Annotated in this window: 35 protein-coding genes and 1 pseudogene; 4 read left to right on the forward strand and 32 right to left on the reverse strand. The window is 54.5% G+C overall.

Annotation, left to right across the window (positions count from 1 at the left end; translation table 11 throughout):
• Window positions 1-247 precede the first annotated feature (247 nt).
• The 13 genes from FHW04_RS08545 to rpsJ form a co-directional block, all read right to left on the reverse strand.
• Complete coding sequence (locus tag FHW04_RS08545) at window positions 248-631, reverse strand: amidohydrolase family protein (protein ID WP_252867575.1); 384 nt, start codon at window positions 629-631, stop codon at window positions 248-250.
• 405 nt (window positions 632-1,036) lie between these two features.
• Window positions 1,037-1,210: a hypothetical protein gene (locus FHW04_RS08550; RefSeq protein ID WP_227021932.1), complete on the reverse strand. Its 174-nt coding sequence runs from the start codon at window positions 1,208-1,210 to the stop codon at window positions 1,037-1,039.
• A gap of 403 nt (window positions 1,211-1,613) precedes the next feature.
• Complete coding sequence (gene rpsQ / locus FHW04_RS08555) at window positions 1,614-1,868, reverse strand: 30S ribosomal protein S17 (RefSeq protein ID WP_003850147.1); 255 nt, start codon at window positions 1,866-1,868, stop codon at window positions 1,614-1,616.
• Window positions 1,868-2,059 (reverse strand): 50S ribosomal protein L29, encoded by a 192-nt coding sequence (rpmC, locus tag FHW04_RS08560; protein ID WP_003850146.1) that lies wholly within the window; start codon window positions 2,057-2,059, stop codon window positions 1,868-1,870. Before rpmC ends, rpsQ begins: the two co-directional genes overlap by 1 nt.
• Entirely contained in the window at window positions 2,059-2,469 is a 411-nt protein-coding gene (gene rplP, locus FHW04_RS08565) for a 50S ribosomal protein L16 (protein ID WP_008927134.1), read from the reverse strand. The genes rpmC and rplP overlap by 1 nt, the downstream gene beginning before the upstream one ends.
• A gap of 12 nt (window positions 2,470-2,481) precedes the next feature.
• A complete protein-coding gene (rpsC, locus tag FHW04_RS08570; RefSeq protein ID WP_009087585.1) occupies window positions 2,482-3,180 on the reverse strand; it encodes a 30S ribosomal protein S3 in 699 nt (232 codons plus the stop codon).
• Between the two features lie 17 nt (window positions 3,181-3,197).
• Complete coding sequence (gene rplV / locus FHW04_RS08575) at window positions 3,198-3,530, reverse strand: 50S ribosomal protein L22 (protein WP_046289651.1); 333 nt, start codon at window positions 3,528-3,530, stop codon at window positions 3,198-3,200.
• Between the two features lie 13 nt (window positions 3,531-3,543).
• Complete coding sequence (rpsS, locus tag FHW04_RS08580) at window positions 3,544-3,822, reverse strand: 30S ribosomal protein S19 (protein WP_001138115.1); 279 nt, start codon at window positions 3,820-3,822, stop codon at window positions 3,544-3,546.
• Between the two features lie 16 nt (window positions 3,823-3,838).
• On the reverse strand, window positions 3,839-4,660 hold the full coding sequence (gene rplB, locus FHW04_RS08585) for a 50S ribosomal protein L2 (protein WP_031377829.1): 822 nt from the start codon (window positions 4,658-4,660) through the stop codon (window positions 3,839-3,841).
• A 17-nt stretch (window positions 4,661-4,677) separates the two neighbouring features.
• Window positions 4,678-4,980, reverse strand: a complete 303-nt coding sequence (gene rplW / locus FHW04_RS08590) for a 50S ribosomal protein L23 (RefSeq protein ID WP_031377828.1) — start codon at window positions 4,978-4,980, stop codon at window positions 4,678-4,680.
• Window positions 4,977-5,582, reverse strand: coding sequence for a 50S ribosomal protein L4 (gene rplD / locus FHW04_RS08595; RefSeq protein ID WP_003850711.1), 606 nt, complete (start codon window positions 5,580-5,582; stop codon window positions 4,977-4,979). The genes rplW and rplD overlap by 4 nt, the downstream gene beginning before the upstream one ends.
• A gap of 10 nt (window positions 5,583-5,592) precedes the next feature.
• A complete protein-coding gene (gene rplC, locus FHW04_RS08600; RefSeq protein ID WP_003850712.1) occupies window positions 5,593-6,222 on the reverse strand; it encodes a 50S ribosomal protein L3 in 630 nt (209 codons plus the stop codon).
• A 32-nt stretch (window positions 6,223-6,254) separates the two neighbouring features.
• A complete protein-coding gene (gene rpsJ / locus FHW04_RS08605) occupies window positions 6,255-6,566 on the reverse strand; it encodes a 30S ribosomal protein S10 (RefSeq protein ID WP_001181005.1) in 312 nt (103 codons plus the stop codon).
• Window positions 6,567-6,967: 401 nt separating this feature from the next.
• Here rpsJ and FHW04_RS08610 point away from each other — a divergent pair, with 401 nt between their 5' ends.
• Window positions 6,968-7,744, forward strand: a complete 777-nt coding sequence (locus FHW04_RS08610; RefSeq protein WP_371601281.1) for a prepilin peptidase — start codon at window positions 6,968-6,970, stop codon at window positions 7,742-7,744.
• Here FHW04_RS08610 and bfr read toward each other — a convergent pair.
• The 11 genes from bfr to fkpA all read right to left on the reverse strand — a co-directional run bounded on the left by bfr (window position 7,731) and on the right by fkpA (window position 15,992).
• A complete protein-coding gene (gene bfr, locus FHW04_RS08615; protein WP_031377826.1) occupies window positions 7,731-8,204 on the reverse strand; it encodes a bacterioferritin in 474 nt (157 codons plus the stop codon). The two genes, FHW04_RS08610 and bfr, sit on opposite strands and share 14 nt — an antisense overlap.
• Window positions 8,205-8,332: 128 nt before the next feature.
• A complete protein-coding gene (bfd, locus tag FHW04_RS08620; RefSeq protein WP_072051058.1) occupies window positions 8,333-8,527 on the reverse strand; it encodes a bacterioferritin-associated ferredoxin in 195 nt (64 codons plus the stop codon).
• A gap of 174 nt (window positions 8,528-8,701) precedes the next feature.
• Entirely contained in the window at window positions 8,702-9,886 is a 1,185-nt protein-coding gene (gene tuf / locus FHW04_RS08625) for an elongation factor Tu (RefSeq protein WP_105099977.1), read from the reverse strand.
• 68 nt (window positions 9,887-9,954) lie between these two features.
• Window positions 9,955-12,069 (reverse strand): elongation factor G, encoded by a 2,115-nt coding sequence (gene fusA, locus FHW04_RS08630; protein WP_031376823.1) that lies wholly within the window; start codon window positions 12,067-12,069, stop codon window positions 9,955-9,957.
• 90 nt (window positions 12,070-12,159) lie between these two features.
• Window positions 12,160-12,630, reverse strand: coding sequence for a 30S ribosomal protein S7 (gene rpsG, locus FHW04_RS08635; protein WP_013510774.1), 471 nt, complete (start codon window positions 12,628-12,630; stop codon window positions 12,160-12,162).
• Window positions 12,631-12,726: 96 nt separating this feature from the next.
• Entirely contained in the window at window positions 12,727-13,101 is a 375-nt protein-coding gene (rpsL, locus tag FHW04_RS08640; protein ID WP_003852912.1) for a 30S ribosomal protein S12, read from the reverse strand.
• 124 nt (window positions 13,102-13,225) lie between these two features.
• Window positions 13,226-13,513: a sulfurtransferase complex subunit TusB gene (gene tusB, locus FHW04_RS08645; protein WP_031376822.1), complete on the reverse strand. Its 288-nt coding sequence runs from the start codon at window positions 13,511-13,513 to the stop codon at window positions 13,226-13,228.
• A gap of 9 nt (window positions 13,514-13,522) precedes the next feature.
• Window positions 13,523-13,882 (reverse strand): sulfurtransferase complex subunit TusC, encoded by a 360-nt coding sequence (gene tusC / locus FHW04_RS08650; protein WP_089562382.1) that lies wholly within the window; start codon window positions 13,880-13,882, stop codon window positions 13,523-13,525.
• Window positions 13,882-14,268 carry a sulfurtransferase complex subunit TusD gene (tusD, locus tag FHW04_RS08655; protein WP_031376820.1) on the reverse strand — a complete coding sequence of 129 codons (387 nt, stop codon included), beginning with the start codon at window positions 14,266-14,268 and terminating at the stop codon, window positions 13,882-13,884. Before tusD ends, tusC begins: the two co-directional genes overlap by 1 nt.
• The gene (locus FHW04_RS08660; RefSeq protein ID WP_031376819.1) at window positions 14,268-14,990 is read right to left on the reverse strand and encodes a helix-turn-helix transcriptional regulator; all 723 of its coding nucleotides are present in this window, start codon (window positions 14,988-14,990) and stop codon (window positions 14,268-14,270) included. Before FHW04_RS08660 ends, tusD begins: the two co-directional genes overlap by 1 nt.
• A gap of 165 nt (window positions 14,991-15,155) precedes the next feature.
• Entirely contained in the window at window positions 15,156-15,992 is an 837-nt protein-coding gene (fkpA, locus tag FHW04_RS08665; protein WP_031376818.1) for an FKBP-type peptidyl-prolyl cis-trans isomerase, read from the reverse strand.
• A 268-nt stretch (window positions 15,993-16,260) separates the two neighbouring features.
• Between fkpA and FHW04_RS08670 the strand changes: the two genes are divergently transcribed.
• Window positions 16,261-16,479, forward strand: coding sequence for a SlyX family protein (locus tag FHW04_RS08670; protein WP_013359251.1), 219 nt, complete (start codon window positions 16,261-16,263; stop codon window positions 16,477-16,479).
• A 102-nt stretch (window positions 16,480-16,581) separates the two neighbouring features.
• On the opposite strand, the gene slyD is transcribed toward FHW04_RS08670, so the two are convergent.
• The 4 genes from slyD to kefG form a co-directional block, all read right to left on the reverse strand.
• Window positions 16,582-17,142, reverse strand: coding sequence for a peptidylprolyl isomerase (gene slyD, locus FHW04_RS08675; RefSeq protein ID WP_031376817.1), 561 nt, complete (start codon window positions 17,140-17,142; stop codon window positions 16,582-16,584).
• Between the two features lie 197 nt (window positions 17,143-17,339).
• Complete coding sequence (locus tag FHW04_RS08680; RefSeq protein WP_010253033.1) at window positions 17,340-17,534, reverse strand: YheV family putative zinc ribbon protein; 195 nt, start codon at window positions 17,532-17,534, stop codon at window positions 17,340-17,342.
• Between the two features lie 23 nt (window positions 17,535-17,557).
• On the reverse strand, window positions 17,558-19,363 hold the full coding sequence (kefB, locus tag FHW04_RS08685) for a glutathione-regulated potassium-efflux system protein KefB (protein WP_031376816.1): 1,806 nt from the start codon (window positions 19,361-19,363) through the stop codon (window positions 17,558-17,560).
• Window positions 19,364-19,915 carry a glutathione-regulated potassium-efflux system ancillary protein KefG gene (gene kefG / locus FHW04_RS08690; protein WP_031376815.1) on the reverse strand — a complete coding sequence of 184 codons (552 nt, stop codon included), beginning with the start codon at window positions 19,913-19,915 and terminating at the stop codon, window positions 19,364-19,366.
• Window positions 19,916-20,027: 112 nt separating this feature from the next.
• On the opposite strand from kefG, the gene FHW04_RS08695 reads away from it, so the two are divergent.
• Window positions 20,028-21,932: an ABC transporter ATP-binding protein gene (locus tag FHW04_RS08695; protein WP_089562383.1), complete on the forward strand. Its 1,905-nt coding sequence runs from the start codon at window positions 20,028-20,030 to the stop codon at window positions 21,930-21,932.
• A 51-nt stretch (window positions 21,933-21,983) separates the two neighbouring features.
• Here FHW04_RS08695 and tauD read toward each other — a convergent pair whose 3' ends face one another.
• Genes tauD through tauA form a run of 4 tightly spaced genes read right to left on the reverse strand, consistent with a single transcriptional unit; the run spans window position 21,984 to window position 25,401 of the window.
• Window positions 21,984-22,823 (reverse strand): taurine dioxygenase, encoded by an 840-nt coding sequence (tauD, locus tag FHW04_RS08700; RefSeq protein ID WP_031376813.1) that lies wholly within the window; start codon window positions 22,821-22,823, stop codon window positions 21,984-21,986.
• The gene (tauC, locus tag FHW04_RS08705) at window positions 22,820-23,647 is read right to left on the reverse strand and encodes a taurine ABC transporter permease TauC (RefSeq protein WP_089562384.1); all 828 of its coding nucleotides are present in this window, start codon (window positions 23,645-23,647) and stop codon (window positions 22,820-22,822) included. The genes tauD and tauC overlap by 4 nt, the downstream gene beginning before the upstream one ends.
• Entirely contained in the window at window positions 23,644-24,411 is a 768-nt protein-coding gene (gene tauB, locus FHW04_RS08710) for a taurine ABC transporter ATP-binding subunit (protein WP_031376811.1), read from the reverse strand. Before tauB ends, tauC begins: the two co-directional genes overlap by 4 nt.
• 9 nt (window positions 24,412-24,420) lie before the next feature.
• Entirely contained in the window at window positions 24,421-25,401 is a 981-nt protein-coding gene (gene tauA, locus FHW04_RS08715) for a taurine ABC transporter substrate-binding protein (RefSeq protein WP_089562385.1), read from the reverse strand.
• 237 nt (window positions 25,402-25,638) lie between these two features.
• Between tauA and FHW04_RS08720 the strand changes: the two are divergent.
• Window positions 25,639-26,618, forward strand: a pseudogene (locus tag FHW04_RS08720) (LacI family DNA-binding transcriptional regulator).
• The last annotated feature ends 1 nt before the right edge of the window (window position 26,619 follow it).

Below are 26,619 nucleotides of genomic sequence, written 5' to 3' on the forward strand. Positions count from 1 at the left end.
CGGCATTGTAACACCGGTTCTCACAGATGGGTAGAAAAAATAAACGGCTCTCAATCGAGCCGCTGATTTTCCCTGATGACAGGGAGGGCGTATTCTAGGGAATAGTGCGAACAGTAGCAAATGTAATCTGCCTTATTTTTCGTCGCTTCTGTAATAAAGTGTCCGATTGGCCCCTTTCACCCGTTTAGTGGCCAGTTGGTTATGCTGGCGCGGCGGTGCTGGCAGTTTAATTCCGCTCAGTTGACCGTTACGTACCCTGAGCTGTTGATGCTGTTGTATGCCGCCGGCCCCGAATCAGAGAACATCTGCGGCGAAACCGATCGTGCCCTGCCCCGTCCAGCCCTACCCGGCCCAGGTCAAAAACCGCCAGTTCGGCCATCATGCCGGGAGCAATTATTGCCTCATCATCACGTTTAAGCACTTTCCCGCCTCTCAGCATTGCCAGTTCAGGCACCTGACGCGCCGTCAGCGCATCGGGACCCAACCCCAGCCGTTGCAGCAGCATCGCCTGGCGCGCTTCTGATGTCATGTCTGCGCTGACATTAGAGGCAGAGTCCTCGACGCCAAACCCGACGGGGACAACGGCGTCGCACATATGGCGCAACGGGGCGATACCCGAGTCAGGCAGCATGCTGGCGCAGGGACAATGCGCGCTACTCGTCCCGCTATCGGCGAACAGCTCAATGCCTTAGGGAGCCAGCTTAACGTGGTGTGCATGCCAGACGTCAGGATCTACCCAGCCGAGGACCTCCAGGTACTGTGCCGGCATCATATTGAATTTCTCTCGGCAATAACGGATATCGTTACCATTTTCCGCCAGATGAATATGCACCGAGACACCGTACTGACGGCCAGCGGTGCAGACAGCTTTATCAACTCACGACTGACAGAAACTGGCGAACATGGCGCCACCACCGCATTATCCCATGACAGGCGTCGCGATAACGCGCTAATCCCCGTTAGGTAGCGGTTAACATCGTCGCCTCATCCTCCACCAGACTGTCGGGCGTCAGGCCACCGCGCGGCTGCCCCACACTCACACTGCCGCCACTGGCATGGAAATTATTCCCTTTACGGTGGCCGCCTCAATGCGTTCATCAAGCTGGTAGTCGTTGGGATCGTGATACCGATGATCGCTGGTGGTGGTACAGCCCGTTAGCATCAACTCTTCTATCGATATCTGGGTTGAGATGTGTAACCTGTCTGGCATCGGATCCTGCCACAGCGGATAACGTTGCATCAGTCAGTAGAACAGCGCACCGTTTACACCACGGAGTGGTACACATAACGGCGTTCTTTGCATGCTATCACCGGCGGGTTACCCCTGAGGGGCAGTTGTTGATAGCGGCAGGCCAATCGTCAGCAGCGCAGCTTGCAGCGACGGTGCCGGGCGAGGTTTTGGCTTCTCTTCACGACTTGTGCGCTAGCCACATGTAACCCGCCTTTTACAGCCCGCAGTTGTTAAACCACCCTGACCAAACGCCACAGCCAGTCCACCGCACAGCTGATCCTCATCGAGGATGTGCCGTTGATTTAAGGATCGCTATCCGCTCCACAGGCAAAAAAAAACCCCCTGCCGAAGCAGAGGGTTTTCTCAGAAAAAACCATTCTTATTACAGAACAGCTTTCTCAATTACGCGAACCAGGGTCCAGGATTTAGTCTTGGACAGTGGACGGCATTCGCGGATTTCTACCACGTCGCCAATTCCACATTCATTGTTCTCGTCATGGATGTGCAGCTTAGTCGTACGTTTGATGAATTTGCCGTAGATCGGGTGTTTCACGAAACGTTCGATAGCAACAACTGCAGATTTCTGCATTTTGTCACTTACTACACGACCCTGCAGAGTACGGATTTTATCGGTCATTACGAACCCGCCTTCTCAGTCAGTAAAGTCTTAACGCGTGCAACATCACGGCGCACTTGCTTCAGCAGATGGGTCTGCTGCAGTTGGCCAGATGCTGCCTGCATGCGCAGGTTAAATTGCTCACGCAGCAGATTAAGCAGCTCAGTGTTCAGCTCTTCAACGCTTTTTTCACGCAGCTCTGTTGCTTTCATTACATCACCGTCTTAGTTACAAAGGTGGTTTTGATAGGCAGTTTTGCTGCTGCCAGCTTGAATGCTTCACGGGCCAGCTCTTCTGGTACGCCGTCCATTTCATACAGGACTTTACCAGGCTGGATCAGGGCAACCCAATACTCCACGTTACCCTTACCTTTACCCATACGCACTTCCAGCGGCTTCTCGGTGATCGGTTTGTCCGGGAATACTCGGATCCAGATCTTACCTTGACGCTTAACTGCACGGGTCATAGCACGACGTGCTGCTTCGATCTGACGAGCAGTCAGACGACCACGGCCAACAGCTTTCAGACCGAAAGTACCGAAGCTGACATCCGTACCCGCAGCCAGACCGCGGTTACGGCCTTTGTGCACTTTACGGAATTTCGTACGCTTTGGTTGTAACATCAGCGACTCTCCTTACTTACGGCCTTTACGCTGCTGCTTTTTAGGTTGAGCAGCCGGTTCCGGTTGTTCAACAGCAGCCATACCACCCAGGATCTCACCTTTGAAGATCCATACCTTAACGCCGATTACACCATAAGTGGTGTGGGCTTCAGAGGTGTTGTAGTCAATGTCAGCACGCAGAGTGTGCAACGGCACGCGACCTTCACGATACCATTCGGTACGTGCGATCTCGGCGCCGCCCAGACGGCCGCTAACTTCAACTTTAATCCCCTTCGCGCCCAGACGCATGGCGTTCTGAACCGCACGCTTCATAGCACGACGGAACATCACACGACGCTCCAGCTGTGAAGTGATGCTGTCAGCTACCAGTTTCGCGTCCAGTTCCGGCTTACGGACTTCAGCGATATTAATCTGTGCAGGAACGCCAGCGATGTTCGCGACGACCGTGCGCAGTTTTTCTACGTCTTCACCTTTCTTACCGATCACGATGCCCGGACGAGCAGTGTGAATAGTCACACGGATGCTCTTCGCTGGACGCTCGATAACGATACGAGATACAGACGCTTTAGCCAGTTCTTTTGTCAGGAACTGACGTACTTTAAAGTCGCTGTCCAGGTTGTCAGCGAATTCTTTGGTGTTCGCAAACCAGGTAGAGTTCCATGGTTTTACAATACCCAGGCGAATACCATTAGGATGTACTTTCTGACCCATTGCTAGTCTCCAGAGTCTCAGCGATCGGACACAACCACAGTAATGTGGCTGGTGCGCTTCAGGATGCGATCTGCACGACCTTTGGCACGCGGCATAATGCGTTTCATGGTCGGACCTTCATCTACGAAAATTTTCGTGATTTTCAGATCGTCGATATCAGCGCCATCGTTGTGTTCGGCGTTAGCAATGGCAGATTCCAGGACTTTCTTAACCAGTACAGCCGCTTTCTTGTTGGTGTAGGTTAAAATATCCAGAGCCTGCGACACTTTCTTACCGCGAATCAGGTCCGCCACCAGGCGTACCTTCTGAGCAGAAGAACGAGCATGGCGATGTTGAGCAATAGTTTCCATCTCTTCCTCCTACTTATTTCTTCTTGGCTTTTTTATCAGCCGCGTGACCGCGATAAGTACGTGTCGGCGCGAATTCACCCAGTTTGTGACCAACCATTTCGTCGGAAACAAAGACAGGAACGTGCTGACGACCATTATGGACAGCGATGGTCAAACCGATCATGTTAGGAAAGATCGTTGAACGACGGGACCAAGTGCGCAAAGGCTTCTTGTCACCGCTTTCCACCGCTTTCTCTACCTTCTTCAGCAAGTGCAGGTCAATAAAAGGACCTTTCTTGAGAGAACGTGGCATGGCTTATCCTCTAATATTATTTGCTACGGCGACGTACGATAAATTTATCAGTACGCTTGTTGCTACGGGTCTTCTTACCTTTGGTCTGAACGCCCCACGGAGTTACCGGGTGCTTACCAAAGTTACGACCTTCACCACCACCGTGCGGGTGATCAACTGGGTTCATCGCGGTACCACGAACGGTCGGACGAACACCACGCCAACGGGCTGCACCAGCTTTACCCAGAACGCGCAGCATATGCTCAGCGTTGCCGACTTCGCCCAGTGTTGCGCGGCAGTCAGATTCGACTTTACGCATTTCACCAGAACGCAGACGCAGGGTAACGTAAGAACCTTCACGCGCAACGATCTGCACGTAAGCACCGGCTGAGCGAGCAATCTGACCGCCTTTGCCTGGTTTCATTTCTACGTTATGCACGGTAGAACCCACCGGGATGTTACGCATCGGCAGAGTGTTACCTGCTTTGATCGCAGCATCAACGCCAGATTGGATCTGGTCGCCGGCTTTCAGGCCTTTAGGGGCCAGGATATAACGGCGCTCGCCGTCTTTGTACAGAACCAGTGCGATGTTCGCAGAGCGGTTCGGATCGTACTCAAGACGTTCAACAACTGCCGGGATACCATCTTTGTTGCGTTTGAAATCAACCAGACGGTAAGCCTGCTTATGACCACCACCGATGTGACGGGTAGTGATGCGACCGTTGTTGTTGCGGCCACCGGATTTGCTGTTTTTTTCCAGCAATGGAGCAAACGGCTTGCCCTTGTGCAGCTCTGGGTTCACCACTTTTACGACGTGGCGACGACCCGGAGATGTCGGTTTACATTTAACAACTGCCATTGTCTTTCTCCTCCGACTTACTCAGCGCCGCCGACGAAGTCCAGATTCTGGCCTTCCTTCAGGGTGACGTAAGCTTTTTTCCAGTCGCTACGACGACCGATACGCTGTCCGTGACGCTTAACTTTACCCTTAACTACTAGGGTGTTTACGTCTTTCACTTCTACTTCGAACAGTTTCTCAACAGCAGCAACGATCTCTGCTTTGGTCGCGTCATTAGCTACTTTGAGTACGATGGTATTGGTTTTTTCCATCGCGCTAGATGCCTTTTCAGATACGTGCGGTGCGCGCAGTACTTTCAGCAGACGTTCTTCACGGATCATGCCAGCATCTCCTCAACTTGCTTAACTGCATCAGCAGTCATAACGACTTTGTCGAAGGCGATCAGGCTAACTGGGTCGATACCTGATGCATCACGCACGTCAACCTTGTACAGGTTACGCGCAGCCAGGAACAGATTCTCATCCAGTTCGCCAGTGATGATCAGCACGTCTTCCAGCGCCATGTCTTTCAGTTTCTGTACCAGCAGCTTGGTTTTCGGTGCTTCTACAGCGAATGATTCGACAACGATCAGACGATCTTGACGTACCAGTTCGGACAGGATGCTTTTCAGCGCGCCGCGGTACATCTTTTTGTTAACTTTTTGACTGTGGTCCTGCGGCTTCGCAGCAAAGGTCACGCCACCTGAACGCCAGATTGGGCTCTTTACAGAACCTGCACGCGCACGGCCGGTGCCTTTTTGACGCCATGGCTTTTTGCCTGAACCGGTTACTTCTGCACGCGTTTTCTGCGCACGAGTACCCTGGCGGGCGCCAGATGCGTAAGCAACAACAACCTGGTGAACCAGCGCTTCGTTGAAATCACGACCGAAGGTAGTTTCGGAAACAGTCAGCGCGCTCTGCGCGTCTTTCAATACTAATTCCATTGCTATCCCCTTACGCCTTCACAGCTGGTTTAACGATCAGGTCGCTACCGGTTGCACCCGGGACAGCACCTTTAACCAGCAGCAGGTTGCGCTCAGCGTCAACACGTACTACGTCCAGACTCTGAACGGTTACGCGCTCATTACCCAGCTGACCTGCCATTTTCTTGCCTTTGAACACTTTGCCCGGAGTCTGGTTCTGACCGATTGAACCCGGAACGCGGTGAGACAAGGAGTTACCGTGAGTCGCGTCCTGGGTACGGAAGTTCCAGCGCTTAACGGTACCGGCGAAACCTTTACCTTTAGAGGTACCGGTTACGTCAACTTTTTTAACTTCAGCGAAAATCTCAACGCTGATGCTCTGACCTACAGAGTATTCTTCACCTTCAGCGGTGCGGAATTCCCACAGGCCACGGCCAGCTTCAACGCCAGCTTTAGCAAAATGACCAGCTTCAGGTTTGGTCACACGGTTTGCTTTTTTAGCACCGGTGGTAACCTGAATTGCTTGGTAACCATCGTTTTCCAGGCCTTTGACCTGAGTAACGCGGTTCGCTTCAACTTCGATTACGGTGACGGGGATAGAAACGCCATCTTCAGTGAAGATGCGGGTCATGCCCACTTTTTTACCGACTAAACCAATCATTGTTTCAACCTCTCAATCGCTCGATGACCTGATTAACCCAGGCTGATCTGCACGTCAACACCGGCAGCCAGATCCAGACGCATCAGAGCATCAACGGTTTTTTCAGTTGGCTCAACGATGTCTACCAGACGCTTGTGAGTGCGGATTTCGTACTGATCACGCGCATCTTTGTTAACGTGCGGAGAGATCAGAACGGTAAAGCGCTCTTTGCGGGTTGGCAGCGGGATCGGACCACGAACCTGCGCACCAGTGCGCTTGGCGGTCTCAACGATTTCCGCGGTTGATTGATCGATCAGACGATGATCAAACGCTTTAAGACGGATACGGATTCTTTGGTTCTGCATGAGACCAGAGCTCCAAACTTTTTATAGACGAAAAAAATTACTACTCGAGCCCATTACGATTGATGGGAGAGTGTAATCGTTCAGCATATAACTCCCCAATTGGGAGTATTGTCAGGCGGCCTAAAATTCTGCCGTCTGCGATTCTGCTCGAATCGCGCCTGCAATATCTGCAGGCCCGCGCATTATACGTAAATCTGCTCAGGAAGCAACCCGTGTTGTCGTTTTAACCGGGTTTGTCGTCTGTGCTTTTCAGATCTGCCTCGCACTGCCCTGCTATCCTGCGGTCGGGTCGGCCACTTTTGCTGTGCGCTGCTTTCCGGCCCAGGCATTTCTATCATGACAGGCAATCTGGTTATGGGCAGAGTCAGCTCAGACCCGTTGCTGAATCAGGAGCCCTGACCGTGCCGCATTACTTCATGATCGATGTTGTCATTTTTATTGTCGCCAGCGCTCTGGGTAGTTTTATCGCTCTGGTCTGTCAGCGCTTCTCTCCGACTGATTCGTCCGCCGAGTGGTTCCATTCACTCTGCGTCCCCGGCTCGCAATGTGAGCACTGTCAGCGCCCCTTGTTATGGCGCGATCGTTTACCGCTGATTAGCTGGCCAGCCTTACGCGGTAAATGTCGCGTCTGCCGCCACCCCTTTAGTCCGCACAGCCTGGTTGTCGAAACACTGGTAGCGCTGCTGTGCCTGCTGGCGTTTAATACCTTTGAGCAGATAACCGACAGCCTGTTCATTATTGCCAGCTCGTGTCTGCTGCTCGTGCTGGCCGCGATTGACCGCCGGCATTTCTGTCTTCCGGACCCGCTCAACTATATGCTGCTCTGGCTCGGCTTAACCCATGCACTGACCACAGGATCGGCAACGGCCGCAGTCATCGGTGGCCTGGCGGGCTACAGCACGCTATGGCTGCTGGGATGGGGGTATCGGCTAGCCCGGGGCATTGATGGGCTGGGATATGGCGACATGAAGCTGTTTGCGGCGCTGGGAACCTGTTGTGGCTGGCAGGCACTTCCCTGGATTGCAGTAGGGGCAACCTCTCTGGCGTTAGGGACGGTACTGGTCGGGCGGTGGCGAGGGCCAACAGAGCGAGGTAACAGCCCGCTGCCGTTTGGCCCATTCCTGGCCATTGCGGGCTGGATGATGATGGTGTTGCAGACGCGGTTTACTCTTCTTTGATCTGCGCCTGCAGGTAATTCTGAATGCCCATTTTGCGGATAAGCTCAAGTTCGGTTTCAATCCAGTCGATGTGATGCTCTTCATCCGCCAGGATTTCAATCATCATGTCCCGACTGACGTAGTCATGGACTTTGTCTGCGTAGGCAATCGCCTCACGCAAATCTTTTGCGCCTTCCAGCTCCAGGTTGAGATCGGAACCCAGCATCTCTTCGACATCTTCACCAATGCGCAGCCGGCCTAAATCCTGCAGATTGGGAATACCCTCCAGAAACAAAATGCGTTCAATGTACTTGTCGGCATGCTTCATCTCATCGATTGATTCATGGTATTCGACATCGTTGAGGCGGATCAGCCCCCAGTTTTTGAACATGCGCGCATGCAAAAAATACTGGTTGACGGCAACCAGCTCATTTCCAAGCAGTTTATTGAGATGACTGATAACTTTTATATCGCCCTTCATTGTTAACCCTCCGCGTCCGGTTTATTAGAGCGTAGATGCGGTTAAAAAGAAGTCAAAAAAACGCGACAAATAATGTGGTTATTAGCACGCAGCACAGAGTGCGTGACGCTCAGTCATGTGCTTTATGCTCAGGCTATCTCTTTATACAGCGGGGCATGTTGCATCTCTGAATCCATGATTTCACGCGCGGCACGAATACACTTACCACACTGCTTTCCAACCGGGACAAACTGCCGAAGCTGCTGGATAGATCGGGGCTGATAGCGGCGAACGACTTCACGAAGGGTTTTATCACTTATGGCATTACACAGGCAGACGTACATTGACTCATCACTCTGGTACATTTTCTGCACATAGTGTAAATGCGAATCGTTTTTATTTCAAACCCAGCCTTTGTAGGGATATCCCCTTTTCCGACCGGCAAAAAAAAAGAGCACCGAAGTGCTCTTTTTACTCTGTTGCAGTGGCCGTTTGCACGACCACAGCAGGTATCACAATTAAGCGATAACTTTAGCAACAACACCCGCGCCAACGGTACGGCCGCCTTCGCGGATTGCGAAGCGCAGACCTTCGTCCATTGCGATTGGGTGGATCAGGGTAACAACCATTTTGATGTTGTCGCCTGGCATTACCATCTCAACGCCTTCTGGCAGCTCAACTGAGCCCGTTACGTCAGTAGTACGGAAGTAGAACTGAGGACGGTAGCCTTTGAAGAACGGAGTATGACGGCCGCCTTCGTCTTTAGACAGAACGTAAACTTCTGACTCGAACTGGGTGTGTGGCTTGATGCTGCCTGGCTTAGCCAGAACCTGACCACGCTGGATGTCTTCACGCTTGATACCGCGCAGCAGAACACCACAGTTTTCGCCTGCCTGACCCTGGTCCAGCAGCTTACGGAACATCTCAACACCGGTACAGGTTGATTTCGCAGTATCTTTGATACCCACGATTTCAACTTCGTCGCCGACTTTAACGATGCCGCGCTCAACACGACCGGTAACAACAGTACCACGGCCAGAGATTGAGAATACGTCTTCGATTGGCAGCAGGAACGGCATGTCGATCGCACGCTGTGGCTCTGGAATGTAGTTATCCAGGTGCTCAGCCAGTTCGATGATTTTCGCTTCCCACTCAGCTTCGCCTTCCAGCGCTTTCAGAGCAGAACCACGAACGATTGGAGTGTCGTCGCCTGGGAAGTCATATGCTGACAGCAGGTCACGAACTTCCATCTCAACCAGTTCCAGCAGCTCTTCATCATCAACCATGTCGCACTTGTTCAGGAACACGATGATGTAAGGAACGCCAACCTGACGACCCAGCAGGATGTGCTCACGGGTCTGTGGCATTGGGCCATCAGTCGCAGCAACAACCAGGATCGCGCCGTCCATCTGCGCAGCACCGGTGATCATGTTTTTCACATAGTCGGCGTGGCCTGGGCAGTCAACGTGTGCATAGTGACGAGTCGGGGTTTCATACTCAACGTGTGAAGTGTTGATGGTGATACCACGTGCTTTCTCTTCTGGTGCGTTATCGATCTGATCGAATGCACGCGCCTGGCCGCCGTAAGTTTTAGACAGTACGGTGGTGATAGCTGCAGTCAGGGTGGTTTTACCGTGGTCGACGTGACCGATGGTGCCCACGTTTACGTGCAGTTTGTTACGCTGAAATTGCTCTTTCGCCATGGCGATAATTCCTTACGTTGTGCCTTCACCGTCTCGGTGAAGGCATCAGTTCAAATTTAAACCGTAGCTTATTTGCTACGAGCTTCAATAACGGCCTGCGCTACGTTGTTCGGCGCATCGTCATACTTCAGGAACTCCATGGAGTAAGAAGCACGACCTTTGGTCAGAGAACGCAGCTGAGTTGCGTATCCGAACATCTCAGACAACGGAACTTCAGCGTGAATCTGAACGCCAGTAGCGTTAGATTCCTGCCCTTTGAGCATACCACGACGACGGCTAAGGTCACCGATGACATCACCCGTGTTCTCTTCTGGCGTTTCAACTTCAACCTTCATGATAGGTTCAAGCAGAACAGGTGTCGCTTGTTTAAAGCCTTGTTTGAAGGCAAGAGACGCGGCCAGTTTAAACGCCAGTTCTGAGGAGTCGACATCGTGGTAAGAACCGAAGTGCAGACGCACGCCCAGATCCACAACCGGGTAACCAGCCAGAGGGCCTGATTTCAGCTGCTCCTGGATACCTTTGTCAACCGCAGGGATGTATTCACCAGGAATCACACCACCTTTGATGTCGTTGACAAATTCGTAGCCTTTCGGGTTCGAACCTGGCTCCAGTGGGTACATGTCGATAACAACATGACCATACTGACCACGACCACCAGACTGCTTGGCATGTTTACCTTCAACATCGGTAACTTTGGTGCGAATCGCTTCACGGTAAGCAACCTGTGGTTTACCCACGTTTGCTTCAACGTTGAACTCACGCTTCATACGGTCAACGATGATGTCGAGGTGCAGTTCACCCATACCGGCGATGATGGTCTGGTTAGATTCTTCATCAGTCCATACGCGGAATGATGGGTCTTCTTTTGCCAGACGGCCCAGAGCCAGACCCATTTTTTCCTGGTCAGCTTTGGTTTTTGGCTCAACGGCGATAGAGATTACCGGCTCCGGGAACTCCATGCGTTCAAGGATGATGACGTTATCTGGGTCACACAGGGTGTCACCAGTGGTCACATCTTTCAGGCCGATCGCAGCTGCGATATCACCCGCACGAACTTCTTTAATCTCTTCACGCTTGTTAGCGTGCATCTGAACGATACGGCCCAGACGCTCACGGTTTGACTTAACCGGGTTGAACACGGTGTCACCCGTGTTAACAACACCAGAGTAAACGCGGAAGAAGGTTAAGTTACCCACGAACGGGTCGGTAGCGATTTTGAACGCCAGTGCAGCAAACGGCTCGTTGTCATCAGAGTGACGAACAGCCGGCGTGTCTTTACCGTCGTCCAGCATACCGTTGATCGCGGTAACGTCAGTCGGTGCTGGCAGATATTCAACAACTGCATCCAGCATCGCCTGAACACCTTTGTTCTTAAATGCAGAACCACAGGTTACCAGGATAATTTCGTTGTTCAGAACACGCTTACGCAGAGATGTTTTGATCTCTTCTTCAGTCAGTTCTTCACCACCGAAGAATTTTTCCATCAGCTCATCAGAGCCTTCAGCAGCGGCTTCAACCAGCTTCGCATGCCATTCTTCAGCCAGTTCCTGCATATCAGCTGGAATATCTTCGTAGTCGAAGGTTACACCCTGGTCTGCGTCGTTCCAGTTGATTGCTTTCATTTTCACCAGGTCAACAACACCAGTGAATTTCTCTTCTGCGCCGATAGCCAGCTGCAGAGGAACTGGAGTTGCGCCCAGACGAACTTCCATCTGGTTAACAACTTTCAGGAAGTTAGCACCCATGCGGTCCATTTTGTTAACGAACGCAATGCGTGGAACTTTATATTTGTTAGCCTGACGCCATACGGTCTCAGACTGTGGCTGAACGCCACCAACTGCACAGTAAACCATTACCGCGCCATCAAGCACACGCATAGAACGTTCAACTTCGATGGTGAAGTCAACGTGTCCTGGGGTGTCGATGATGTTGATGTGGTGTGGTTCAAACTGCTTGGCCATACCAGACCAGTAACAGGTGGTCGCAGCGGAAGTGATGGTAATACCACGTTCCTGTTCCTGCTCCATCCAGTCCATGGTTGCTGCGCCGTCATGTACTTCACCGATTTTGTGGTTTACACCGGTGTAGAACAGAACGCGTTCGGTAGTGGTAGTCTTACCGGCGTCGATGTGCGCACTGATACCGATATTACGGTAGCGAGCAATGGGTGTTTTACGAGCCATTTGATTCCTCTGATTCTCGGGCGTTCAAGGTAAGTCGACCCCAGCGGGTTGGCTGATTGAGCGCCCGCTGGTTTAACATCTACGTGGTGATTACCAACGGTAGTGTGCGAACGCCTTGTTGGCTTCTGCCATGCGGTGAACGTCTTCACGTTTCTTAACTGCAGTACCTTTGTTCTCTGCAGCATCAGAAAGTTCGTTCGCCAGGCGAAGAGCCATTGATTTATCACCGCGTTTACGAGCAGCTTCTACGATCCAACGCATTGCAAGAGCATTACGACGAACCGGACGGACTTCTACTGGTACCTGATAGGTAGAACCACCAACGCGACGTGACTTAACTTCGACAGTCGGACGTACGTTTTCCAGGGCTACTTCAAAGGCTTCCAGTTCGTTTTTACCTGAACGCTGAGCCAGGGTCTCAAGCGCGGTATAAACGATTGATTCAGCAGTAGATTTTTTACCATCTACCATCAGGATATTTACAAATTTGGCCAGCAGCTCTGATCCGAACTTAGGATCTGGCAGAATTTTACGCTGACCAATGACGCGACGACGTGGCATGGAAATACTCCGTTGTTAATTCAGGATTGTCCAAAACTCTACGAGTTTATTTTGACATTTAATTTAAAACGTTTGGCCTTACTTAACGGAGAACCATTAAGCCTTTGGCTTCTTCACGCCGTACTTGGAGCGAGCCTGCTTACGGTCTTTAACACCTGAGCAGTCAAGCGCGCCACGAACGGTGTGGTAACGCACACCTGGCAGGTCTTTTACACGACCGCCACGGATCAGGATCACGGAGTGTTCCTGCAGGTTATGACCTTCACCGCCGATGTAGGAGGTAACTTCAAAACCGTTAGTCAAACGCACACGGCAAACTTTACGCAGTGCTGAGTTTGGTTTTTTAGGAGTGGTGGTGTACACACGAGTACAAACGCCACGTTTTTGCGGGCAAGCTTCCAGCGCCGGCACGTTGCTCTTTGCAACTTTGCGGACGCGTGGTTTGCGAACCAGCTGGTTAACTGTTGCCATTAAATAGCTCCTGGATTTGCTTTTGCTTCGTAAACACGTAATAAATCGCCTCGTAGAATTACGAGGAGGCAGAATTTTAGGGCTGCGTCAAAAGGGTGTCAAGAAATAACCAGGTTTTAGACGATTACCAGGTCATTTGTTGCGGATGCTTTACCGTCAGCGCGACGAAACCAGTATAGTCCACCGGACGCACACTGGTCGAAATTTGTCCAGCCAGGCCGCGAGCACGCACATCTTCGTCCAGTACCCACAGTGCAGCCGCACAGCCTGAAAGCTGTTGCAGTGCCCGACTACCGGCTAAGGCGGCGATCACACCATCCTGCAGTAACAGTATGTCGTCATCCGCATCCACCATTAACAGCAGAGTCTCAAGATCGCTGTAAGCCGGTGAGTGCAGGAGAGTATGCAGCATGAAGAGCCCTTAAAAGGTAAGAATGCGGTCATAACCGGCCAGCGTCTGGCGCAGTTCCACCGCGGACAATAGCGTAACATCCATCACCCGGGCGGCGTCAACCTGCATTCCACGCGTGGTGAGCGATTCCTGACAGAGATAGCAGTGCTCAATGTCGTACAGCGCCAGCACGCCAAAGGTCGGCGCATAGTGGCGGCTCTCTATCGCCTCGGGCTGTTGCTGTGTATTGAGCTGCAGTACACCATCGCCAATAAAGAACAGCCCGATGTCGTCACTCAGTGCGCCAGTCGCCAGGGCGGCATCCAGCCCTTCACGTCCGGCACTGCTGCCGTGCGGTGCGTGGGTAAATACAAAAGCCACTCGATTCATCAGAACTGCACCAGTCGTTCGCAGCTTAGCGCCGCTTCGGCCAGCGCACCCAGACCGCTCAGGGTAAACCCTGGCTGGAGATTACTGCCGGGCAGCTGCAGGCGTGCCGCTTCCTGTTGATCGGTCACGCCACGGCGCAACGCCGCCGCAACGCAGATATTAAGCGCCACACCCTGCTGTTGATTCAGCGCCTGCCATGCCCGTACCAGATCATATTCATCACTGGCCGGCGCGGTAAGCTGATTGGCATTCAGCACCCCTTCACGATAGAAGAAGACGCTCTCCAGCTGATGACCGGCCGCTACCAGCGCCCGGGCAAACAGTAGCGCGCTGGTCGCCTGCTGCGTGCCGTACGCCGGACCGGTAACCAGTAAGGTGTAACGCATTACCGATCCTGTCCCTGAAAATCGCCGTTTTTAAACTGGCGAATGTAGAGATAAACCGTGTGCTTCGAAATATTGAGACGCTCGGCAACCTGGTTGATTGCATCTTTAATATCGAAGATCCCCTTCTCATACAGGTTCAGGACGATCTGCCGGTTTTTGGCGTTGTTCGAAACGTTGCGATCGGCGCTGACTTCCTCGATGGTAAATTCAAGCGTCTGCATCACCAGATCGTCGACAGAGCTGGCAAAGTTGACGCTGGAATCCACCTGCTGCATCTCCGGCGGCAGGAAGGTCGACATAATCTGCGAGAACGGCACATCCAGGTTCATGTTGATGCAAAGCAGACCAATCACCCGCTGCTGCCGGTTACGGATGGCGATGGTGACGGATTTCATCAGCACCCCGCTTTTGGCGCGGGTAAAGTAGGCGCGAGAGACGTTACTGTCGGCGCCGTGCATGTCATGCAGCATCCGTAACGCCAGATCGGTGATAGGCGATCCCACTTTACGGCCGGTGTGCTCACCGTTTGCGATACGCACTGCCGAACATTTAAGATCTTCCAGCGAGTGCAGGACGATTTCGCAATGCGAACCGATCAGCATCGCCAGTCCATCGACGACAGCCTCGTATGATTTCAGAATATCGTAATCTGTTTGTTCGAACGGGCGTTGCTCCAGCAGATCGAAGTCGCTCAGTTCACCGGGATTGAATGGATTAGACATTGAAGAGATCACCCTGAATGGCTGGAGCCTGTCACAGCGGCTTATGGGCAGACTCAATATTGGGATAATTAGGCAGGCGCTAGTCTGGCAAATGTCGTCGGCTTATGCCAGTGGTTTGTAATGAAGCAGAAATGAAACCGCCGCCCGAAGGCGGCGGTGAGCAGATTACTGTGCTTTTTTCGCGTCAGCCGCAGGTGCCTGCGCTTTTTCGTCTGCTTTAGGGGCCGGTTTGATATCAAGCAGTTCGACATCAAATACCAGCGTGGAGTTAGCCGGAATACCCGGAACGCCATTTTTGCCGTAAGCCAGCTGTGGTGGGATCACCAGCTTAATCTTACCGCCTTTCTTCACGTGCTTCAGACCTTCAGTCCAGCCCGGAATCACACCATCCAGACGGAAGGAAAGCGGCTCACCACGGGTATAGGAGTTATCGAACTCAGTACCGTCGATCAGCGTCCCTTTGTAGTTCACGACCACCGTGTCGCTATCAGTCGGGGCTGCGCCGGTGCCTTCTTTCTCGACTTTATACAGCAGGCCGCTTTCAGTTTTCTTCACGCCGCTCTCTTTCGCGAATTTGGTTGCGTAAGCATCACCCTTTTCGGCGTTCTCTTTCGCATCTTTTTCCATTTTCGCGGAGGCTGCGCCTTTCACGCGGCCTTCAAAAGCCTGCAGCGTCTGCTCGATCTCTTCATCAGAGAGCTTACTCTTGCCACCAAAGGCATCCTGAACACCCGCGATCAGCTGTTGCTTATCCAGCTTGATGCCCAGTTTTTCCTGCTCCTTCAGGGAGTTGTCCATGTAGCGACCCAGTGAGGCGCCCAGTGCGTAGGCAGACTGCTGGTCTTCATCTTTGAAGGCAGCATTTTTCGGTGCCTGAGGAGCAGACTGTGGTGCCGCAGCCGTTGCCGGTGCAGCCGCGGTTTCTGCCGCCATTGTCAGCGGTGCATTCAGCGCGACGGCCATAGTGGTAGCTAACAATGTGACTTTAAACAGTGATTTCATCCATTCTCCAAAACCGAAGCGTCTAACCTCGGGAATCATTGCGGACTTCAGAGTCCACACTATAACTTTACGTGGCAGTGGCGAACACTGCCACAATGTAATTACCCGGTTAACCTCCGACCTTTTTTGCATCAGGAAGTTTCATCAGAGATGATGCCGCGCTGCGCTTTTTCAAGCGAAACGCCGCAGATAGTTTAAAAATCAGGTGATTCTTCGCGTCCAGCCCGTAGAATCACGTCCGAGTCGCACCTTAACAGAGGAACAGGTCATGCAACAATCTGAGTGGGAACAGCGTCTGGAGACGTTAGAGAGTAAACTGGCCTTCCAGGAGATGACCATTGAGCAGTTAAACAGCGCGGTGGTGCAGCACGAACTGGAGATGAATAAGATGCGTGAGCAGATGCGTATTCTGACCGACAAACTCAAAGCCAACGCGCCGTCGATGGTCGCGTCACAGTCTGAAGAGACGCCGCCGCCGCACTACTGATCTGCCGTCTGGCCGGATCAGCCTGAACCGGCAATACCGGTACGCGGATGGCCGCCAAAAGAAAGGGCCACCCGAAGGTGGCCCTGATACGGATAATCGGTCTTAGTGGCTGCAGCCGCAACCGCCAGTACCGCAACCGCCCTGACCGTGATCGTGGTCATGACCGTGATCATGGTCGTGGTCGTGATGATGGCCATCTGCACCGTGAACGTGACCATGGGCCAGTTCTTCCGGTGTGGCTTCACGAATCGCGACCACTTCGACGTTAAAGTTCAGGTTCTGACCCGCCAGCATGTGGTTACCATCAACCACGACGTGATCGTCTTCCACTTCGGTAATTTCTACCGGTACCGGACCCTGATCGGTTTCTGCCAGGAAGCGCATGCCAACCTGAAGTTCGTCAACGCCCATGAAAACGTCTTTCGGCACACGCTGTACCAGGTTGTCATCGTACTGACCGTACGCGTCGTTTGCCGGAATATGCACGTCAAACTTGTCGCCTGCTACGTGGTTTTCCAGCGCATTTTCCAGACCAGAAATCAGGGAACCATGACCGTGCAGATAGTCCAACGGTGCACTCACCGGTGACTCGTCAACTAACACGCCGTCTTCTGTACGTACCTGATAGGCCAGGCTTACCACCAGGTCTTTTGCTACTTTCATGATATCTCCTAACCGTTGAGAGCTGAGATCCCGTCTCATTGGTCTATTCTTGCGTGCAATAACACCAACCAGAAAGGTTCGTTGCTGAGTGCAAGAGGACATAACCTTTCTCTTGCGACCACAGCGTTAATGGCGCCAATTGTAACGGAATTCAATCCCGCTGTAAGTTTAAGCTTAAAAAAAGCTGAGCCATTCCGCTACTCGGGATGGAAAATCCCGATAACCTGCTCATTGGTGCGAACCTGATCGCGGGCCTGCTTATCGGCCTCACGCATCTGGTGGCCGCACTTAACGCACTCCACCACATCGACATTGTTTTCACGCCACATCGCCAGCGTGTCTTTTTCCTGACAGTGCGGACAGGTCGCACCGGCAATAAAACGTTTACGCATGATATCCCGCCTGTTTAATCACGTTATTCATCATCGTCCCAGCCATCAAGCTGCCGCTTCTCCTGCTGCATTTCGCGCTGGAAGATATCCTCCAGTTCACGCCGCGCTTCACGTACCCGTGACACCTGGGCGGAATCGGTGAGATTCGGCATCAGTTCACGCAGCATGCGCATATCCAGCCGACGGAAATGCTGCTGAGCGCGATGCGCCTGATGGGGATGCATCCCCAGCGACATCAGCGTTTTACGGCCCAGCTCCAGCGCACTGGAGAAGGTTTCACGCGAGAACTGGGTCACGCCGGCCTGCAATAACTCGTGCGCTTCGACACGACCACGGGCACGCGCCAGAATCTGCAGATGGGGAAAATGCTGCTGACATAAATGCACGATCGTCATTGCATCTTCAGGTTCGTTACAGGTAATAACGATCGACTGCGCGCTGGCGGCCCCGGCTGCGCGTAACAGTTCCAGTTCAGTGGCGTCGCCATAGTAAACCTTATAGCCATATTTCCGCATCAGGCTGACCACGCTGATATCGCGTTCCAGCACGGTAATGCGGCTATGGTTTGCCATCAGTAAACGACCCACCACCTGCCCAAAGCGACCAAAGCCGACCACAATCACCTGCGGCTGATCGTCTTCGACGAACGGTTTTTCCGCCTCGTCGTCCGGCTCGTTGAAACGGCGCGCCAGCAGGCGATCGACGCCCTGCATCAGTAATGGCGTGGTCATCATCGACAGCGTTACCGTCACCAGCAGCATCGGCAGCTGATCGCCAGAGAACAGCTTCGCAGAGGCAGCGGCGGAAAACAGCACAAAGGCAAATTCACCGCCCTGGCTCAGCACGCCAGCAAACTGCTGCCGTTCTGAACTGCGCAAACCGTAAATCCGCGCCAGCACGTACAGCACCAGCGTTTTGACCACCACCAGCGTCAGCACGCCCAGCAGGATGGTAATAATATGGGTATAGAGCACCCCGAGGTTAAGCGCCATGCCGACCGAAATAAAGAACAGCCCAAGCAGTAGCCCTTTAAACGGGTCGATGGCGACTTCCAGCTCATGGCGATATTCACTTTCCGCCAACAGAATGCCGGCAATAAAAGTACCGAGCGCCATCGACAGGCCGAGCGCATCCATAAATAGCGCCGAGCCCAGCACCAGCAACAGCGAGGCGGCGGTAAACACTTCGCGCACCCCGGAAGCCGCGATATAACGGAAGATCGGCCGCAACAGGTAACGTCCACCCACCAGCATGCCGGCAAAGGCCAGCACCTTCATGCCGACCTTCATCCAGTCGACATGCCCGCTATCGGTGCCCGCCAGCAGCGGAATCAGCGCCAGCGCCGGGATGACCGCGATATCCTGAAACAGCAACACCGAAAAGCCCAACTGCCCCGCTTCGCTGCGGTTCATGCCCTTATCCATCATCAGCTGCAACGCCATGGCGGTGGAGGACATCGCCAGGCCAATCCCGCCGATAACCGCCGCCTGCCAGCTAAAGTGGGTCAGCCACAATAGGCCGCCCAGAATCGCGGCAGAGAAGATCACCTGCGCGGCCCCGACGCCAAAGATCGAACGCCGCAGTGCCCAAAGCTTGGCCGGGTTCAGCTCCAGCCCGATGATAAACATCAGAAACACCACACCCAGTTCAGAGAAGTGCAGGATCTCATCGACGTCGCTGATAAAGCCTAATCCCCACGGACCAATGGCAATACCCGCCACCAGATAGCCCAGAACTGCACCGATACCGAGGCGAGCCGCCACCGGTACGATCAGTACCGCCGCCACCAGATAGATCACCCCCGCGGTCAGCAGCGTTTGTCCTTCCATCTACACCCCTCCATTCGGCAGCGGTGCTGCCAGCCAGTCGCCATAGGCGCGGGCATAATTTTTCATTAAATCGGGATTCTGACGACGCGCCCAATAGACAATCATTGGCGGCATCCAGTGCATTCGGCACATCTGCGCCGTCAGTTCGAACGGCCGCATAATATCGTTCATCGAATAGCGATTAAGACCATGGTGTTTAAAGGCGCTTTCCGGCTCGCCGGTGGTGATCACGCTGCGCCAGTACTTACCTTCCAGCGCATTGCCATCCACACCGTTAGCAAACCCGCGCGACAGCACCCGATCCAGCCACTCTTTCAGCAGCGCCGGGCAGCTGTAGGTATAGAGCGGATGCTGGAAAATGATCACCTCGTGTTCGCGCAGCAGCTGTTGTTCATGATGAATGTCGATAAAAAAATCCGGATAGGCGGCGTACAGATCGTGCACCGTGACATGCTCCAGCGCCTGAGCCGACTGCAGTAAAATCCGATTCGCAATCGAATCCTGCGATTCCGGATGAGCATAAAGCAGCAAAACCTTGGGTGGCTGCGACATCCTTTCCCTCCAAAGCGTCGTCATTGGTGCGGTTTTCCGCTACCATGCACGACGCAGCAAAATCTCATTATGTTGCCTGTAAATTAACATATTCTGACGATACGGCGCTTACATGATTGTCTTCTCTTCCTTACAAATTCGCCGCGGCATCCGCGTTCTGCTCGATAACGCCACCGCCACCATCAATCCTGGCCAGAAGGTCGGTCTGGTGGGTAAAAACGGCTGTGGTAAATCCACGCTGCTGTCGCTGTTAAAAGGTGAGATCACCAGCGACGCCGGCTCCGTCACGTTTCCGTCCAACTGGGCGCTGGCCTGGGTCAATCAGGAGACGCCGGCGCTGGGTAAACCGGCCCTGGAGTACGTGATTGACGGTGACCGTGAGTATCGCCAGCTTGAGGCGGAACTGGCAGACGCCAACCAGCGCGACGACGGCAATGCCATTGCCCTGCTGCACGGCAAGCTCGATGCGGTACAGGCATGGAGCATCCATGCGCGCGCCGCCAGCCTGCTGCACGGCCTGGGCTTCAGTCAGGAGCAGTTGCAACGGCCGGTCAGCGACTTTTCCGGCGGCTGGCGCATGCGTCTTAACCTGGCGCAGGCGCTGATCTGCCGTTCCGATCTGCTGCTGCTTGATGAACCAACCAACCACCTCGATCTCGATGCGGTGATCTGGCTGGAGCGCTGGCTGAAAAGCTACGAAGGCACGCTAATCCTGATCTCCCATGACCGCGACTTCCTCGATCCGGTGGTCGACAAGATTGTGCACATCGAACAGCAGGCGATGTACGAATATACCGGCAACTACACCTCGTTTGAGCGGCAGCGCGTCGCCAAACTGGCACAGCAGCAGTCACTGTATGAGAGCCAGCAGGAGAAAGTGGCGCACCTACAGAGTTATATCGACCGCTTCCGTGCTAAAGCCTCCAAAGCCAAGCAGGCACAGAGCCGCATCAAAATGCTGGAACGCATGGAGATGATTGCGCCTGCCCACGTCGATAACCCGTTCAGCTTCAGCTTCCGCGCGCCAGAAAACCTGCCGAATCCGTTGCTGAAGATGGAAAAAGTCACGGCGGGTTATGGCGATCGTATTATCCTCGACGCGATCAAACTCAACCTGGTGCCCGGCTCACGCATCGGTTTGCTCGGCCGTAACGGCGCCGGTAAATCGACCCTGATCAAGCTGCTGGCTGGCGAGCTTGAGGCGATGGAAGGCAAGATTGGTCTGGCAAAAGGGATCAAGCTGGGCTACTTCGCACAGCATCAGCTGGAGTATTTACGGGCTGATGAGTCGCCGGTGCAGCATCTGGCGCGCATCGCACCAAACGTGCTGGAGCAGCAGCTGCGTGACTACCTTGGCGGATTTGGTTTTCAGGGTGACAAAGTCAGCGAAATCACCGAACGCTTCTCGGGCGGGGAGAAGGCGCGACTGGTGCTGGCATTGATCGTCTGGCAGCGTCCTAACCTGCTGCTGCTTGATGAACCGACTAACCACCTCGATCTGGATATGCGACAGGCGCTGACCGAAGCGTTGATCGATTTCGAAGGCGCGCTGGTGGTGGTATCGCACGATCGCCACCTGCTGCGCGCTACCACCGACGATCTCTATCTGGTGCATGACGGCAAAGTGGACGTGTTTGAGGGCGACCTCGAAGATTATCAGCAGTGGCTGAGCGATCTGCAGAAACAGCAGGCGCAACAGGATGCGCCGCCGAAGCTGGATAACGGCAACAGCGCCCAGGCCCGTAAAGATCAGAAGCGCCGGGACGCAGAGCTACGCGCGCAAACGCAACCGCTACGCAAAGAGATTGAGAAGCTGGAAAAGCAGATGACCCGCTGGCAAAGCCAGCTGGCCGAAGCGGAAAACCAGCTGGCCGACAGCACGATTTATGAGCAAAGCCGTAAGGCGGATCTGACGGCCGCCCTGCAGCGTCAGGCCGAGAGTAAGTCGGCGCTGGAAGAGGTCGAGATGGCCTGGCTGGACGCGCAGGAAAAATTAGAGCAGATGATGGCCAGTTAAACGGCTGGCGTTCTCCCTTTAACCGGGGGAGAGCGCCGCTGACTCTGCGTCTTAAAACGGCTTATCCCCCAGCACCGTTGCCCGCTGCATTATCCGCCGCGCCGGATAGTAATCGGCATTAGCATAATGCTGGGTAACCCGGTTATCCCAGATAGCCAAATCGTTCGGCTGCCAGCGCCAGCGCACCTGGAATTCCGGCTTAGTGACGTGGCTGAACAGGAAGCTCAGCAGCGTCTCACTCTCTTTCTCGCTCAGATCAACAATCCGCGTGGTAAAGCCTTCGTTCACAAACAGCGCTTTTTTGCCGCTGACCGGATGTGTACGGATTACCGGATGCTGCACCGGCGGATGCTTCGCCACCGCCTGCTGCCAGCGCTGATGCTCCTCTTCCGTTTTGCGGTACTTATATTCCTGGAAAGACTTTTTGAAATCGTGCTCGGCGGTCAGGCCGGCCAGCAGGGCTTTAAACGGTGCCGAGAGCGCCTCATAAGCAGCAATGCCGCTGGTCCAGAGCGTGTCCCCTCCCGCCTCCGGCAGAACTTTTGACGCCAGCAACGCAATCGCCGGTGGCGTTTCGATAAACGTCACGTCGGTATGCCAGTTATCGTTATCCGGTGGATTGTCCTGATGCGTGTCCAGCACGATGATCTCTTCAACCCCGTCGGCGTGCGGATAGACCGGGTGAATATGCAGATCGCCGAAGCGGATCGCCAGCGCCCGGTGCTGCTCCGGCGTAATCACCTGGTCACGCAGAAACAGTACCTGATGACGCAGCAGGCCATGGTAGAGCTGTTCAAACTGCGCATCACTGAGCGGCCGTGAAACATCAAGGTTGGAAACCTGGGCGCCAATATACGGACCAAGCGGTTGAAAATTCAGACGTTCATTCATGATTGTTCTCCATTCCACGGCGTCAGACGGCGCTGCAGGGCCCGTAAGCCGAGTTCTAAACTAAACGCAATTAAGGCGATGACCGCGATGCCCGCCAGCACCACATCGGTGGCAAGAAACTCCCCGGCGGACTGCACCATAAAACCGAGCCCCCGGGTGGCGGCGATCAGTTCAGCCGCCACCAGCGTTGACCAACCGACCCCCAGACCGATGCGCAGTCCGGTCAGAATTTCGGGCAGCGCGCCAGGCAGAATGACCCAGCGCAGCAGCTGCCAGCGGGAAGCGCCCAGCGACTGTGCCGCCCGGATGCGTACCTGTTGCGCATTACGCACCCCGGCTAAGGTAGAGAGGGTGACCGGCGCAAAAATGGCCAGATAAATCAGCAGGATTTTCGAGGTCTCACCAATGCCGAACCAGATCACCATCAAAGGCAGGTAGGCCAGCGGTGGGATTGGACGATAAAGTTCGATCAGCGGGTCAAGCAATCCACGCGCCACCGGGCTCAGGCCCATCAGAATCCCGACCGGAATTCCGATAGCGGCGGCGGCAAACAGCGCGATCAACATGCGGGTCAGGCTGGCTGTCAGATGCTGCCACAGCGTGGCGTCCATAAACCCTTGTGGGCTGGCAATCAGCAGCAGTTTGCTGAATACCTGCTGCGGCGGCAGTAAAAACAGCGGCGCGATTAACCCCAGCGCGGTCACGCCCCACCACACCAGTAACAGCAGTAATACGCTCAGTACGCTTAATGAAAAGCGGGTAGAAAAAGGCCAGCGCAGTCGGCGTCGCACCGGCAAGGTTTTGTCGTTGATTAACGCACTCATGCGAACGCCTCCCGTTGCTCAAACACCCGGCTCAGCACATATTCGCGCTGAGCAATAAACTGCGGATCGGATTTGATGCTGCGGCACGGCTCCCCATCGGCAAAGCGCTGACCAAAATCGGGCCGCAGCCGCTCGACAATGCGTCCGGGTCCCGGCGACAGCAGGATCAGTTCGCTGGCGAGAAAAATCGCCTCTTCAATATCGTGGGTAATCAGCAGGATCTGTTTGCCGCTGTCGCGCCACAGCGTCAGCAACAAGGTCTGCATCTGTTCGCGGGTAAAGGCATCAAGCGCGCCAAACGGCTCATCCAGCAGCAGCAGGCGCGGATCGGTCGCCAGCGCGCGCGCAATGCCAACCCGCTGCCGCTGACCGCCTGATAACTGCCAGATTGCCCGCTTTTCCGCGCCTTCCAGGCCGACCTGCCTGATCAGCCGGCGCGCAATGGCTTCACGCTCCTGACGCGCCATGCCAGCCAGTTGCAAACCGAAGGCGACGTTATCCAGCACGTTGCGCCACGGCAGTAAGCCTTCATGCTGAAACACCACTCCGCGGTCAGCCCCCGGTCCGGTGACCGGCTGGTTATCCAGCGTGATGCTGCCCGATTCCACCGGCAAAAAACCGGCTACCAGGTTGAGCAGCGTGGTCTTACCGCAGCCTGACGGCCCCAGCACCACCAGCAGTTCACGGCGATCGATCTGCAGATTAATATCCTGCAACACCGGTTGCCCGGCATAACGCGCATTCAGATGAGCGATGCGTAGCATGAGGACTCCTTAAGGTTTGGCTAACGGCGCGACAAAGCGGGAGGTCACGTAACTGCTGTAATCGTTATCCGCCTGCGGCACTCTGCCCTGCGCTTTCAGAAACTGGGCCGTGTCGACAATCGCCTTGTTCACCGGCTTGCCCAGCTGTTCAATCTGCTGTTGCGCCGTCAGGTAGGTGTTGCCTTTTACCAGGCCGGGCACCTGCGCTTCCGGTACGCCGCTCAGCCGTGACAGCTTGCTGAGATTATCAGGCTGCTTCAGCCAGCTATCAGGATTGTCGAGATAGGATTGCTGCGCGGCCAGCGCGCTGCGGGCAAAGGCGGTGACGATCTCCGGATGCTGCCGGGCGAAGTCTTTGCGCACCACCCAGACGTCGAGAGTGGGCGATCCCCAGCTTCCCACCTGCGCAGAGTCGGTTAACACCTTGCCGTTTTTCTCCAGCTCATTGACTGCAGGTGCCCAGACGTAGGCACCATCAATGTCGCCACGCTGCCAGGCAGCGATAATCGCGGGCGGCTGCAGATTGACCAGCTGCACCTGTGACGGCTTGATGCCCCAGTGTTTCAGCGCCGCCAGCAGGCTGTAATGGGTCGTAGAGATGAACGGCACGGCGATGCGTTTACCGATCAGATCCTGCGGTGTTGTGATGTTCTTCTTCACCACTAAGGCTTCAGAGTTACCGAGCTGAGAAGCCAGCAAAAAGGCTTCGATGGGCAGCTTCTGCGCCGCAGCGACCGCTAACGGACTGGAGCCGATATTGCCGATTTGTACGTCGCCCGACGCCAGCGCGCGCAGCACACCGGCACCGCTGTCAAACTTACGCCAGTCAACGCTGGCACCACTCTCTTTGGCGAAACTGTTGTCCGCCTGCGCCACCTTGGCCGGTTCGGCAGAAGTCTGATACGCCACGGTGACATTGACCGCGTCCGCCCGGAAGGCCAGCAGCGCCAGCGCTGCGGCTAAAAACGTTAAACGTGCTGTAACTGCCATGATTGCTACCCCACCCTTTTTATGATGGAAGCAGTGTCTCTGGCGGCAATAATTTCACCAAGGAATTAAAAATTATCCCTAATAGAAATAAGTTCTTAGATCACTATCTGCAAAACTAAGCTAAAAATCGCAAATGCTGAAAACAGCGCCAGCATAAAAAAATGTCAGGCGCTCACATTCGGCCTGTGCTATTGATATGCGTTCCCGTTTCTTGCTTGTAAAAGGTCTTTGTGTTCGATGTCGATTGAGAAAGTCGCTCAGCTGGCTGGCGTCTCTAAAGCCACGGTGTCGCGGGTTCTCAACGCCCATCCGGCGTCAAACCCGATACGCGTGAGAAAGTGCTGTCGGCTATCGCCGCCTGTGACTACCAGCCCAACTTATTAGCCCGACAACTGCGCACGGCGCAAAGCCACATGCTGCTGGTGTTGATTTCGGACATCACCAATCCCTTCTGCTCGCGGGTGGTACAGGGGATTGAGGCGGAAGCCGAGCTGCACGGTTATCACATCCTGCTCTGCCACTCCGCCTCGCAGTTACAGCGTGAAGCCGCCTATCTCACGCTGCTGACCGGCAAAGTAGTGGATGGCGTGATCACCATGGATGCGGCGTCGGGACTGCAGGATTTGCAGCACATCATTGCAGGCGCGCCGTGGGTCCAGTGCTCGGAGTTCGATCCGGCTATCCCGGCCTCTTCCGTCACCATCGATCATCTCGACGCGGCACGCGATACCGTCCACTACCTTGCCGGCAAAGGCCGCAAACGCATCGGGCTGGTTAACGGGGATATGCGCTACCTCTATTCGCACCATCGTGAACAGGGCTACCAGCAGGCGATAAACGCGCTGGGACTGCAGTGGTCAGGGGTCGCCTACGCCAGCGATATCTCCACGGAAGCGGGCAGCCAGGCACTACAACAATTACTGGCGATGCCGCAACCGCCGGATGCGATTTTTGCCGTGTCGGATGTGCTGGCTGTGGGGGTGATTCATGCCGCGCTGCAAGCGGGGCTGCGCGTGCCGGAAGATCTGGCGGTAGTGGGTTTTGACGGCATTCCATTTACCGGCAGCCTTAACCCGCCGCTGACCACCATCGAACAACCGATGTATCAGCTCGGGGCGCGAAGCGTGCAGCTGTTGTTGCAGAAAATCCGTCAGCCGCACGCGCCGGTAATCCGTGAAGTCCTGCCCTGGAAGCGCGTTGAACGCGCCTCCAGTTAAC

Source organism: Pantoea sp. AN62 (assembly GCF_050432985.1).
In the GTDB taxonomy this organism is placed as follows: domain Bacteria; phylum Pseudomonadota; class Gammaproteobacteria; order Enterobacterales; family Enterobacteriaceae; genus Pantoea; species Pantoea brenneri.